This window comes from Mesorhizobium sp. M7A.F.Ca.US.006.01.1.1 (genome assembly GCF_003997935.1).
Classification (GTDB): Bacteria; Pseudomonadota; Alphaproteobacteria; order Rhizobiales; family Rhizobiaceae; genus Mesorhizobium.
In genome coordinates, this window is record NZ_RZQL01000202.1 from 1 (window position 1) to 13,023 (window position 13,023).

Genomic DNA, 13,023 nt, shown 5'->3' on the forward strand with positions numbered 1-13,023 from the left:
GGCCGAACCCGACCGCGCGGTCGGGTTCGGCCCGCGGATGCGAGGAAAGCGGCGCTTCACGCGCCGCCCTCCGCGAACCGCCAGACGGGGATGCCAAGCCGACGGGCCTTGTCGGCAAGGTTGTCGGTGATTCCGGAGCCGGGAAAGACGATCAGGCCGTAGGGGACCACCGAGAGAAGCTGGTCGTTGCGGCGGAACGGAGCCGCCTTGGCGTGTCGGTTCCAATCCGGCTTGAAGGCGATCTGGGTGATCTTCCGGTTCTCTGCCCAGCAGGCGGCGATGCGCTCAGCGCCGCGCGGGCTGCCGCCGTGAAGCAGCACCATGTCGGGATGCTTTTCGCGGGCCTTGTCGAGTGCGTCCCAGATCCGGTCGTGATCATTGCAGTCGAGACCGCCGGCAAAAGCAATCTTGGTGCCGGCCGGGACGAGCACCTCGGTTTCGGCGAGCCGGCGGGCGGCGAGGAAATCGCGGGAGTCGATCACCGCCGCAGTCATCGCCTGGTGGGAGACCTTGGAGCCGGTGCGCGGCCGCCATGCCGATCCGGTTTGTGCCTCGTAGAGGTCGGCAGCCTCATCGCGCATGATTTCGAGCACGTTGCGGCGCTCGATATAGGTGATGCCCTCGGCGGTGAGCCGTTCGAGTTCGACCGACTTCACCTCGGAGCCGTCCTGCTCCTGCTGGCTCGAACGCTGCGCCTCCTCGTTGCGATCGAGGGATCGGGCGACTCGCTCGGCGGCACGGTGGAAGACGTTTGCGAAGGACCAGAGCAGGTCATCGAGATCGGGTTCGAGCCTGGTGTCGCCGAGCATGCCGGCGAAGGTCTCGACGATCCCGGCAAGCCCGGCCCGGATCACCTCGTCGTCGGGAAGTGGCCGAGCATCAGGTTCGTCCTGATGCGGGCGATGGCCGTACATCTGCAGTTCGAGGATGACGCGGTCGGTCGGCGAGGAGGCGTGGTAGGGCTCGTAGACATCGTCGAAAGGAAGCTCGTAGGTCATGGCGTGTCTCCGTCGGTTGTGGCCGCGCCTATCGCGGCCTGACAGCGCATCCCGGCCGCGCCCCGGACGCGGCCGCACCGAAGGCCGGAGCGCGAGCGGAGGACGGCGCAGCCGTTGCGGCCGTGACCGGGGCGTGGCAGGGGTCGCCTCTCGGACAGGCCGCGGGAGCGGCCTCTCCGGCGGACCACCGCCATGCCTAAACGTCTTCCGGTGACGCCCCCGCCCGCCTGCCGCCCCGGCCGTTCATCCGGACGGCAGGAAAAGACGGGCATCCTCCGGGACGAGCTGATCGCTGAGCCGTGCCGCGAGATGGGCGGGGCCGAGATGGCGCAGATCGTCGTTGAAGTCGCCGAGCTGCGGCCGCAAAACCAGGGCGAGAATCCCGGCCTCGCCTGCGCGCTGGCTGAGACGCCCGATGCCATGCCGGCCGGCGGCGTCGGCATCGGCTGCGATGTAGAGGCGACGGCAGCCAGGCGGGAAGGTCAGGCCGGCGAGGTGATTGGCCGAAGTGGCGGCGGCCACCGGCAGCGCCGGCATCACCACCTTAACCGACGCCATCGTCTCAAAACCCTCGCCGGCGGCCATGACCGGGACGGGCTCATCTGGCTGGCGGCCTAGCCAAATGCCGTTGCCAAGGAGATCTCCCAGCGAGCGGCGTGGATCAGTGAGTTGCGCCTTGCCCTGACCCGAAGGATCAAGCCAGGTGCGCTGCAGGCCGGTAATCTCCCCGTCGAGGTTGGTGACAGCGGCAATCAGCGCAGGCAGGGTCCGCGTCTCGCCGGTCACGAGATCCCTGTAGTAGCAGCCGGGATGGAAACGCAGCGCACGCTCATGCGTGGAAAGCAGGATGCCGCGGCCAGCAAGATATCGTTCGGCCAGCGTACCGGCGATCGGCTGGGACATGGCGAACAGGCGACGCGCGGCCTCAGGCGAGCCGCGTGCCGCGGCAGATTGGCGCCCGGCGACGGATGGTCTGGACTGAAGGTCTGGCTGTGGCATGGCGAGGAAACGACGTGCTTCATCCGTGACCTCGCGGAAGTCGACCAGACCACAGCTCTGCTCGATGACGTCAAGCAGGTCGCCATATTCCCCCGATGACTCATCGACCCATTTTCCAGCTGCCTTGCCGCCAACCGCTTTGAGCCGCACATGCATGGAACGGCCGCGCATATTGCGGACATCGCCGACCATCCAGTAATTGCCGGAGCGATGGCCGTTGGAGAGATATTCGCGGCACACCGCCTCGGCATGTTCGCCAAGGCGGCGTGCCAGCTCGGACGCCGAACCGGACATGATCGCCTCCCCTCAAGCCGCGGCCGTACGGTCGGTGACCCCGACCAGCGTATGGCGCTCGAGAAGGGAGGCGAGGATGGCGCAACCTTGCGCGGATGTCGGGATGAACAGCCGGAGCTTCCAGGAGATGATCTCGGATATCAGCCCCAGCGCCTTCAGTCGGGGGACCATCGCGTCGGTGAAGCCTATCAGCTCGGCACGGTAGTCGTTCATGACCCGACTGCGGCGCAGGATCAGGCCATCGGCGAGTTGCAGTCCGATCTTGCCTTCCACGAGCCCCGTCCATGCATCTTCCGGCGCGAGGGTCGGCACATTGTCGATGCCCAGATTGCGGAACATGGTCGCAACAAGGGTTGGTGCGATGTAACGCCCGATGATGCGTTCGCCGGCATCGGTCTGGATCCGGTAGACCTGACAATCATGGTCCGGCAGCCGACGCCAGATCGGCAGGAGCAGACCCGTTACGATGTGGAAGGTGTTGGTGGTGAACTCCGGGACGGCCGCGACCTCCGCCTGCCATAGGTCGCAGAACAGTTTTCGGTCGGCGGGTTGCCAGTGGGTTTCGGCTAGGGCGTCGAGACCGAAGCGCAGCTCGTCGATCGGCCGCAGCAGGCGTACGCGGTGCTCTATCGTGCCGTCGTCGAGCATCAGGCTCGCCGTCGGCAGCTGTATCGCCGCGCGGTTCGATCGCGTGTTCATCAACAGAACAGATTGTGGCTCCGCGCGGGCGATCGCCAGTACATCGACCACACCGAGCGGCCGAATACGGTCCTTGCGCGCGACGGTCAGCACATGCGACTGCGCGCCGGAGACCGGGTGCGCGTAGACGGTGCGACGATCGGTGACGAGGATGCTCTCCGCCGTGATGGTCTCCAGCCCCTTGTCGTAATTTCCGGCGGCGATGGCGCCTTCGATCTTCGCCGTCATCAGTTGCTCGAACACTTCGAACAGCAGGTTCTGGGTCTCGATGCGCAGCGCCAGCAGGCGATTGAGCCAGGTCGTGATCGGCGGCAGCTCGTCGCGCAACCCGCCCTCGTCGGTGGTCAGCGACAGACCGGTCACGGTCTCGAAGGTCGTGAGTGAGCAGCCGTCGATCTTGCCCTGATGCAGCAGATAGTAGAATTGGCGCAGCGCCGCACGGGCATAGCGGCTTTCCAGATTGTCCTCGGCACGGAACAGCCCGGCACCACCAGTCTGACGCTGGCCGCGCGTGATCGCACCCAGCGTGTCGAGCCGTCGTGCGATCGTCGACAGGAAGCGTTTTCCGGCCTTCACATTGGCGGCCATCGGCCGGAACAGCGGCGGTTGTTTCTGATTTGTGCGGTGGGTCCGGCCGAGACCCTGGATGGCGTTGTCGGCGCGCCAGCCGGCTTCCAACAAATAGTGCTTGCGTAGGCGCTGGTTCTTCACGCCGAGATCGGCGTGGTAGGAGCGCCCGGTGCCGCCGGCGTCCGAAAAGATCAGTACGCGCTTGTCGTCGTCCATGAAACTCTGGGTCTCGGCGAGATTGGCCGAGCCCGGGCGGTTCTCGACGGCCAGCCGGTCGATACCATCGCGGCCGGTCTTCTTCACGATGCGGCGCGAGCGGCCGGTCACCTCGGCGACGGTGTCGGTGCCGAAGTGATGGATTATCTGGTCGAGCGCGCTGCCAACCGGCGGCAGCGAGGCGAGTTTTTCGATCATCTCGTCGCGTCGGCGAACGGCCTCCCGGCACTGAACCGGATTACTATCTTCGTCGTGGACAGGCCGCGAATAGACGCGGCCCTCCGCATCCGAATATTCCTCGAACAATTGGGTGGGGAAGGAGTGCATCAAGTACCCACCGACGTACTCGCGCGGCGTGACATCGACATGCAGATCCGACCATTCCTCGGTCGGGATCTCGGCAAGGCGTCGTTCCATCAGCGCTTCGCCGGTAGAGACGACCTGGACGACCGCCGAATGACCATCGGCGAGGTCCTGATCGATCGCGCTGATCAGGGTCGGCGTCATCATCGAGGTGATTAGATGGCTGAAGAAGCGCTGCTTCGTGCTCTCGAAGGCTGAGCGTGCCGCCGATTTTGCGATGCGGTTCAGCGTGCCGGACTCACTGGTGATGTTGGTCGCCTGGAGTGCGGCGGTCAGGTTGTTGTGGATCACCTGGAACGCGTCGGCATAGGCATTGTAGATGCGGATCTGCTCCTCGGTCAGCGCGTGCTCGAGCAGGTCGTATTCGACACCTTCATAAGAGAGCGAGCGCGACGTGTAGAGGCCGAGCGACTTAAGGTCACGGGCGAGCACTTCCATCGCGGCGACGCCGCCATCCTCGATCGCCGCGACGAATTCAGAGCGGTTGGCGAACGGGAAATCCTCGCTGCCCCAGATGCCGAAACGTTGCGCGTAGGCCAGGTTCTCGACGGCGGTCGCGCCCGTCGCCGAGACATAGACGATGCGGGCATCGGGAAGCGCGTGCTGCAGCCGCAAGCCTGCCCTGCCCTGCTGCGAGGGCGCGACGTCGCCGCGCTCGCCTTTGCCGCCCGCCGCGTTTGCCATGGCATGGGCTTCGTCGAAGACGATGACGCCATCAAAAGCTTTTTTCGTCCCTGTCGCGGCTTCCCCGCTCCCCGCCTCTTGCCCGACCCAGTCGATGATCTGCGCGATGCGAGACTTCTTGCCTTCGCGCCCCTGGGAGCGGAGTGTGGCATAGGTCGTAAACAGGATGCCCTCGGCAAGGCGTATCGGCGTACCCTGCCGATAGCGCGAGAGTGGCTGGACGAGGAGTTTTCCTGGCCAAGGGCCGCCCAATCGCGCTGGGCGTCTTCCAGCAATTTGTCGGACTTGGAAATCCAGATCGCGCGGCGTCGCCCCTGCAGCCAGTTGTCGAGGATGATGCCGGCGACCTGCCGTCCTTTGCCGCAGCCGGTTCCGTCACCCAAAAACCATCCACGGCGGAAGCGGACAGCGTTCGCAGCCCCTTCTGGTGCGGCCGAGACGAGATCGCAGGTCTCGTCAACCGTCCAGGTGCCGGCGAGATGGCCGCAATGGGCTTCGCCGGCATAGACGACGCTTTCGAGCTGGGCGTCCGACAGCAGGCCTTCGTCGATGATCGCATCAGGAAGAAGCGGCCGATAGGAAGGTTTTGGTGGCGCGACGGCGGCCATTGCGGCCGACTGCACGAGCGGCGTCGGATGCGGCTTTGCGCGGGGAATGTCGATCGACTGTAGCGCGTAGGGTTCGTAGATCGTGTCGGTGAGCCGGCCGCCCTCTTCCGGCATCCAGTCGCGTAGCTCATAGGCGAGGGGGACGGCCGGCACGCTGTTTGCCATCACCTGGCGAGCGGGCTTCGCCCGCGCAATCGGACGGACCGATTGGATGGCCTTCGGAGCAGAAGTTGAGACTGTTAGGGGTGCGGCTCTTGTCCCCGATCGGGCAGCCATGTGCATGGCGGCATTGCGCGGGTTGGACAGCGCGCCGATCGAATCCGGAAAGCCGCCCGGTAGCCGGGGCGGCAGAGCCGTGATCCAGGCGAGCAGCGTTTCGACATCGGTGGCTTTGCCCGGCGACCGGACGAAGTTTTTCGGTTCGGCGGCCGGTACCTTGTCGATAATTGTCAGGCGGGTCTCAGTGGTGGTGCCATGGCGGGCGTAGACACGGCCGTCGATCGCCGCGGTGAAGATGACGTTGCCCTGCTGCTGCAGGCGTTCGAAGCCGGGCCGCCATTTGGGGTTTTCCGGAGACAGCCCGGTGCCGGTGATGGCGACGAGGCGCCCGCCGGCGCGCAGGCGTGCGAATGTGGAGGAGAGATGCCGCCATGCCGCATCGGCGACGTGGCCGCCGACATAGGCGCCGGCGCTGAAGGGTGGATTCATCAGCGCGACGGACGGCTCGATGCCCGCGTCGAGATGATCGTCGATATGGGCGGCGTCGTGCCGCGAGACGGGGACCCGGGGAAACAGCAGGCCGAGGAGATCGGCCCGCGTCGCGGCGAGCTCATTGAGGGCGATCGAGGCGCGCGCCATCTCGGCATGGACGGCGAGCAGACCGGTGCCGGCCGAGGGTTCGAGAACGAGGTCGCAAGATGCGATCGCCGCGGCGTGCGCTGTCACCAAGGCGAGCGGCAAGGGCGTCGACAGCTGCTGCATGGCCTGGCTCTCGTCGGACCGTCGCGTATGGGTAGGAAGAAGGTCGGCGATGCGCTTGATCATCGCCAGCGTTGCCTGCGGCGTGGTCGACCGCGACAGGATCGCAGGGCCGAACCGGCGCAGAAACAGCACCTGGGCGACTTCGAGCGCCTCATAGGCGTCCTTCCAAAGCCAGAACCCTTGCGCATCGCTGCCGCCAAAACTGGTCGCCATGGCGGTGCGCAGTGCGGCGGTGGTGACAGGCTTGCCCTGCTCGAGGAAAGATAGAAGCAACGTTGCCGCTTGATAGATCGCCTCGGCGTTGTTGATGGAGGCCGGCGTCAGCGCGGCGAGGGAACCAGCCGTACATGCGACGGTCGAGGTAGTCGAAACAATGTTCATGGAAATGTCCTTCGCGAGAGGGGAATAGCGCCCGCGCCAACACTCTCTGCGCGCCAGCCGGGCCACGCTCCTCCCGGCTCCCCTCTGCCTCTCGCGCCGATGCACCAAAGGGGTTGCGCAATGTGCAAACCCATGACTTCAATGCGCGCACAGGAATGCGGCGGCGACCTGGAGCTGTGGAGGTGATGCGACGGTTCAGAATTGGCAGTGCGGTCTACGAGGAGGCAGCGCCTGACCTGCAGGCGGCGCTGGTGAGTGCCTATGCCCGCAGCGAGCGCCCGCTATGCCTGTGCCGCGAGCCAGGCTGCCCGATGTACATCGCTCGCATAGGCGACCTTCATCTGATCAAGCGCATGCCGCTGAGCGGCGGCGGGCATGATCCGTCCTGTGATTCCTATGAATCACCTTACGAACTGTCCGGGCTGGGCGCCTTGATGGGCAGCGCGATACAGCTCGATCTGCAAAACGGCTTGGCCGCCCTCAAGTTGGACTTCAGCCTGTCGAAGACGGGGAGCCGCGCGGCATCGGTGCCTGCGGGGCAAAGTTCCGCCAGTGTAACCGCCGATCCCAGGCGGATGTCGCTGCGTGGCCTGCTTCATTATCTCTGGCACGAGGCCGAACTGACGGTCTGGACATCGAGGTGGGCCGGCAAGCGGCATTGGTGGAATGTCCGCTGGCATCTGCTCGAGGCTGCCGGGCACATGACAGTGCGGGGCGGACCACTCGCGGATATCCTGTTCGTGCCCGAGCCGTTTCGGGCCGAGAACAGGCAAGCCATCGAGCAGCGTCGCAACGCGGTTCTCGGCTCGGCGCTCCCGCCGAAATCAGGTCCACGAAAGTTGCTCGTCTTGGTCGGCGAAGTGAAGGAGATCGTCCCCGCCCGCTCCGGTCAGAAACTCGTCATCAGGCACTTGCCCGGCTTTCCCTTCATTATCGAAGATGCATTGCACCGCCGTTTGCAGGCACGTTTCGAGAGAGAATTGTCGCTGTGGGCAGCGGATCCGAACTCACATCTGATGGTGATCGCGACCTTCGGACTGAACCCGGCCGGCCTCGCCATTGTCGAGGAGATTGCGTTGATGGTGGTCTCCGAGAACTGGATTCCTTACGAGACGGTCCCGGAGAAAAGGCTCGTCGATGGGCTCGCCCGCCTTCGCGAGAAGAGCGTGAAGGGATTGCGCTTTGACCTGCAACCCGACCAGCCGATCGCCAATGCGTTGCTTCAGAACAGGGACGACTCGATAGCGCTCTTTGTCGTTCCGGCCGGAGCGGACGAAAACTACGAAGCGTCGCTCGACGAAATGATCGCCGCGCGACCGGAGATCGGCTCCTGGGTGTGGCGGGTCGGCGAAGGCGATATGCCGCCGCTACCCCTTTGAGCGTCGGGCGGAATTTCCAACGCGCCTGAGTATGCCCTAGGCCAGGCCGAGCTTCTTCTTGAGCTCGGCATTTTCCTTGCGCAGACGGTCGGCAAGCAGGTTCTTGAGACGTTTGTTTTCTTCTTCGAGCGCGACAAGATCACGGAGATCGCCGCTGTCAGAGGAAGGTGCGGCAGCCCTCTTCCAATAATAGTAGGTCTGCTCCGATATGCCGGCCTGGCCGACCGCAATCTTGCTGGTCGCGCCGGCAGCGATCGATTTCTCGATCTGGGCAAGCTTCTGGGTGCGTTCATTCTCGGAATATGTCTTGCGGGCGGTCTTAGCTACCAAGGGAGCTTCCGCGGCCTGGGGCGCAGGTTTCGCTCCGTTCTTGCGGGCCGGCTTTACGAGCTCTGCCTTCGCTTTCTTTCCTCGCGGAACTTTCTTCTTGGATTCAGGCACTTCCACTTTGGCTGGGGCAACTGTCGTCTGAACAGTCTGAGCGTCCTGAATATCGGCCATCATATACTCCGCTTGTGGTTTATCTCGTTCTTCAGCATCAAGGGGTCTTATACTGAAGTCAATGACCTGGGAATTTGGCAGCTGAGCAGCATAGCCCGGCTGTGTCATCTCAGTGGCAATTTTGGACAGGTCAAGATCGCCCCAGATCGAATGGCTTGGCTTTTGCAGGCCGCGCTTCTGTTTCATTTCCACGATGAATGGCCGGATCTGGCGCTTCATAGTCTGTTCCTTGATATGAGCATGACTTGCAAGCCAAGTCGCAGTTCGTGTTAGCGAGTACCCGACGTATCATATCGCTTTCGCCGTGCTTTATCGGAGAAGCCCCGCAACGAGCAAGCGGTGTGTCATAGGCCTAGGGCAATCGGCTCAATCAACGGGGGCAAACGTGCCTACCGAGAGAGAGAGCTGCCTCATACACGCGATGCTCAGGCGTCTAGCCGGCGGAGTGCGATGACTGTGCACAATCCGGCTGGACCGATTGCAATCCTTATATTCTTGGGAACTAATCTTCTCATGGCGGCGGATGAGCTGGACGCGCTTGTTTTCGGGATGGCGGTCGACAGCGTTCGTGCGCTTTCTGCTCCTTTCGCGGAAAAAGTCGCGGAAGTCGCCCACAGAAGCCAGGGCGTGCTGCTTTTCAATTTGCGCATCGATGGCGACATGGAACTTCAGCGCGTCGCCGCCATCCGGTATCCAAGCAATCAGACAGGGGTTCTGGTGCTGGATAAGCAGGGCTTGTTGACCAGCCATTGCATGGTCAATGGCACTTTCTCCAACTTTATCGCTCCGTTGGAGGACTGGAACACGCTGCCGCTCGCAACGCAGGCCAGGACGAGTATCGCCGGCCCGGCCAGCCTGTTCATCGGCGCTTTGCGCAATGCCGGGTACTTCCCGCGTGGCAGGCACTGAAGTTTTGCTGAAGGCCGGATGCTTGTATCCTCGTTGCAGTTGGCCATACGGTCTCGCGTGTCTCAACAGCTTGAGGATGGGCCGTATGCGGGTGCATCCATTGAGCGAAGGTCGGTCACCGTGATGGAGACGCTTTGCCGCCGAAGCGCGGTTCTTATAGATGCCCATCGTCGTCTTCCTTCGTCAGCTCCGACGCAATCGCATTTTGGACAGGTACTCGGCGATCTCGAGATCCGACAGATCATCGAGCAGCCTGAAGGCAGCATCATGCCTTCCGGCGTTAACGAGAATCGTGCGTTTGCCGCGATGTTCGGCCCACCCGGTCTCGGGGTCTGCATTGCGGGCGGTCCCCCTGAGCTCGACAGGGGTTATGTTCCAGATCGCCTCGAGCTTTTCCGCGCGGGTCATGCTGTCGCTCGCGCCGGTCTCGTGGGCGATGATGGCGGCTCGCATCTTGTCTGGCGACTGCCGATCCGTGAGATCGCAGAAGCCATGAAACCAGCGCTCGCGGCCCCGGATCCGGATCGCGAAGAATACGCTGGTCACGTTGCCGGCCTTATACTCCGACATTCCGAACATGCCGGTGCGCATGAAAAGCGGCGGCAACAAATCTAGCATGAAGTGGTATTCGGACGCGGTGATCTCAAACCACTCGCCTGAATAGGGAGTGCCGGAATTGGGATCGATGCCGGGAGTGTCCTTGTGGCGGCTGAACAGTTGGAACATCTGCTCGCGGGTGGCGACGCCGTCGAGCACCTTCCTGAAGGGTGGATGTGCGGTCATGAGGTTCTCCTGAACGCAGCTCGGCCACGCGCGGCATCACCGCGCCATGGCAACTGCTTGGTGTTGTGGCTGGCGACGGGCCGAGGCTGCGGCCGGCGCGTGCAGGGTTCACGCGGCGCGTCGCTCGGAGGAACGCGAAGCGTCTCGACCAACCCCGGTTATGGCACGGACGGCGGCGGCGAGCGCCGGGATATCGTCAAGCATGCCGAGTGCAACAAAGTGGTTGGCCCCGCCGATGTAGTCTTTACGGCCCTTGCAGGTGCGGATCAGGATACCGTGACCTGAGGACAAACCGAACTGGCCGACCTGGATGTAGGCGTCGTCGTGGTGCAGGGTAATTTCACCGCAAACGGCGATGCCCGCCCTGTTGGAGCGCAGGTCGAAGCTTCCCTGCGGCAGCGCAAGTTCAGCGGCAAGTTTCTTCAGTCGTGAACGGGCTGTGGTGTGGAAACGTTTCTTCTGCTGCTCGTCGTAGGAGCAGCTTCTGTTCCAGTCGAACATGTCGATCTCCATGAAACGCAAGCGCCCGGGGTCGCGAAGGCGATCCCGGGCTCGAGAGTGAGTTGGAACTGAAATGGGTCCGGCGGAGCTGCCGGGCCGGTGGGAGCGGGAGGCCGACTATTCGGCGGCCTGGAGGTGGTCCGTTGCGTCGCCGTCGATGGTCACCGGCTCATCGGAGGACGGATCCGCATCGTCGGCGAGGAAGGCCGGCAGCTCGGCGTCATCGCCGTCGAGAGCCGCCTCATCCGACAAGTCGCCGGCGACCGCGTCGCCAGGATCGGCAACCACTTCATCGACCTCCAGGCGCAGCGGCTCGGGCAGCCAGTTCGATCCTTCGAGAAGACGGGCGGCTTCACGGGCCATGATGTCCTTCTTCATGTGGTCGATCAGCTGCGCGGAGTCTGCGCCACGCGCTTCACGGACAGCCTGTAGAATCCGCGCCTTGGTGAGCCTCCCGAGGAACTCGACCGTGGGCGTCCAGCCGGCGTCGACCATGTCGAACTGGAGCGAGCGGCCAAGCACGTCTACATGCTCGAGCGCCTTCGCTCGCCTGTTCCAGGGTTCGACCACCGCATTGAGTGTCAGCGAGACGCAGTGCGCGAACAGCGCCTTGCGGCTTGCTTCGTCGAGGCCGAGAAGGAAGTCCCACAGGCCTTCCGCCTCATCGGGCAAATCGCGGTCCCAGGCTTCGTGCCGCTCGGCGATCTGCTTGGCCCAGGATGTCTCGGCAAGACCGTCGACCTGGCTGAAGCTGCCGCTCTTCAGGCTGATCTCCAGGCACGTGTCCGGTGCGAAACGATAGAAGACCTGCAGGACGAAGGCATGGAGTGCGGCGACGAAGGCAATATCGACGTCACCGGAGAGTGCGTTGCGCAATGCCAGCGTCCGCTGCGCGGTCAGGTCGAAGACGAGCCTATCGGGCAGTGGCTTAATGCCATCGTCCTCGCCGTCGTCACCGGACGTGTCGTTCACCGGCTTGCCGTTGACGACAACACCATCGCCATGGTCATCGCCATTAGATCCGGTTCCGCCGTCGGCGCTCCCTTCCTCGCCCTCATCGACGTCGCTGGTCTCGGTCCGCGTCTCGTCCTCGGTCCGCACGAAACCGGCTTCGGCCTGGAGCTTGCCGTTCGCGGCAAGCGTGACGAACACACCGGCAATGGCCTTCTGGGCGGGATCGTAGCTTTGAGGACGATCATCGATCGCGTCGAGCTCGGCACCCAGTTGGTCAAGCTTCGCCTCGATTGCTTCGTCGGCATCCTCGGCCTGAGCATAGTCCGCATCCAGCTTGTCGTATTCGGCCTTCAGCGCGTCGTAGCGTTTGATCTCTTCGGCGCTGAGCTCCTGCGCCTCGGCGTAGATGCGCCGCATGCCGGAGGTGTGGCCATAGGGAAAGCTGATTGCCGCCTCAACCCATTTCCAGCCTTCGGCCCGGATCGCCTCGGCATCCACCTTCAGCCTGTCGAAGACAAGCTGCTCGAGGAGTGCGGCATCCTGGAACCAGCCGCCGGAATCCTGCTCGAACAGGTCGCGAAGGATGACGCCACCAGCTGCTTCATAGGCTTCGGCACCGACATAGACGGCCCGGCGATCATCAGCTCGGACCGTCGTTTCGGTCAGCAGGCGCCTGATGTAATAGGGTTCCTGCGTGTGCGAGCTGGAAATCCGCTCCCAGACCTGTTCCTGGCGCGCGTGATCGTCCGAGATCGAAAACGCCATGATCTGCTCGAGTCGGATTTCGTCCTTCTCATAGAGCTCGAGCAATTTCGGCGACACCGATGCCAGCCGCAGGCGCTGCCTGACCGTCGCCGGCGACACGAAGAAGCGGGCGCCAATCTCGTCGGGATCGAGCCCCTGATCGCTGAGCGTCTTGAAGGCACGAAACTGGTCGAGCGGGTGCAGGTCGGCGCGCCGCAGGTTTTCGGCAAGCGAATCCTCCTCGGCCGAGGTCTCCTGCCCGCGGTTGACGATGCAGGGGATTGGCTCGTTCTTCGCCAGACGCCTTTGCTTGATGAGGATGGCGAGCGCGAGGTAACGCCGGCCGCCGGCGGGCACCTCGAACGTGCCGGTCTCCTCGCCCTCTCCGTCGAGCACGGGACGGACGTTCAGGCTCTGGATCAGCTTTCGCCGTCCGATGTCTTCGGCCAGACGCTCGAT

Annotated in this window: 8 protein-coding genes and 1 pseudogene; 2 read left to right on the plus strand and 7 right to left on the minus strand. The window is 63.8% G+C overall.

Features of this window, described 5'->3' with window-relative positions; genetic code table 11:
- Window positions 1-56 precede the first annotated feature (56 nt).
- The 3 genes and pseudogenes from EN943_RS27650 to EN943_RS27660 form a co-directional block, all read right to left on the minus strand.
- Window positions 57-998 carry a DUF2493 domain-containing protein gene (locus tag EN943_RS27650; protein WP_127415421.1) on the minus strand — a complete coding sequence of 314 codons (942 nt, stop codon included), beginning with the start codon at window positions 996-998 and terminating at the stop codon, window positions 57-59.
- 243 nt (window positions 999-1,241) lie between these two features.
- Window positions 1,242-2,291 (minus strand): toprim domain-containing protein, encoded by a 1,050-nt coding sequence (locus EN943_RS27655; RefSeq protein WP_127415422.1) that lies wholly within the window; start codon window positions 2,289-2,291, stop codon window positions 1,242-1,244.
- Window positions 2,292-2,303: 12 nt separating this feature from the next.
- Window positions 2,304-6,793 (minus strand): annotated as a pseudogene (locus EN943_RS27660) (strawberry notch-like NTP hydrolase domain-containing protein).
- 185 nt (window positions 6,794-6,978) lie between these two features.
- Between EN943_RS27660 and EN943_RS27665 the strand changes: the two are divergent.
- Window positions 6,979-8,172, plus strand: coding sequence for a DUF1173 domain-containing protein (locus EN943_RS27665; protein ID WP_127415423.1), 1,194 nt, complete (start codon window positions 6,979-6,981; stop codon window positions 8,170-8,172).
- A gap of 36 nt (window positions 8,173-8,208) precedes the next feature.
- On the opposite strand, the gene EN943_RS27670 is transcribed toward EN943_RS27665, so the two are convergent.
- Entirely contained in the window at window positions 8,209-8,892 is a 684-nt protein-coding gene (locus EN943_RS27670; protein WP_245476003.1) for a transposase, read from the minus strand.
- A 294-nt stretch (window positions 8,893-9,186) separates the two neighbouring features.
- Here EN943_RS27670 and EN943_RS27675 point away from each other — a divergent pair, with 294 nt between their 5' ends.
- Complete coding sequence (locus tag EN943_RS27675; protein ID WP_164778408.1) at window positions 9,187-9,582, plus strand: hypothetical protein; 396 nt, start codon at window positions 9,187-9,189, stop codon at window positions 9,580-9,582.
- Between the two features lie 183 nt (window positions 9,583-9,765).
- Here EN943_RS27675 and EN943_RS27680 read toward each other — a convergent pair whose 3' ends face one another.
- The 3 genes from EN943_RS27680 to EN943_RS27690 form a co-directional block, all read right to left on the minus strand.
- Window positions 9,766-10,365, minus strand: a complete 600-nt coding sequence (locus EN943_RS27680; protein WP_127415424.1) for a DUF1419 domain-containing protein — start codon at window positions 10,363-10,365, stop codon at window positions 9,766-9,768.
- 108 nt (window positions 10,366-10,473) lie between these two features.
- The gene (locus tag EN943_RS27685) at window positions 10,474-10,866 is read right to left on the minus strand and encodes a hypothetical protein (protein WP_164778409.1); all 393 of its coding nucleotides are present in this window, start codon (window positions 10,864-10,866) and stop codon (window positions 10,474-10,476) included.
- Window positions 10,867-10,983: 117 nt separating this feature from the next.
- Window positions 10,984-13,023: ParB/RepB/Spo0J family partition protein (locus EN943_RS27690; protein ID WP_127415426.1), on the minus strand; the 2,040-nt coding region annotated here is incomplete at its 5' end.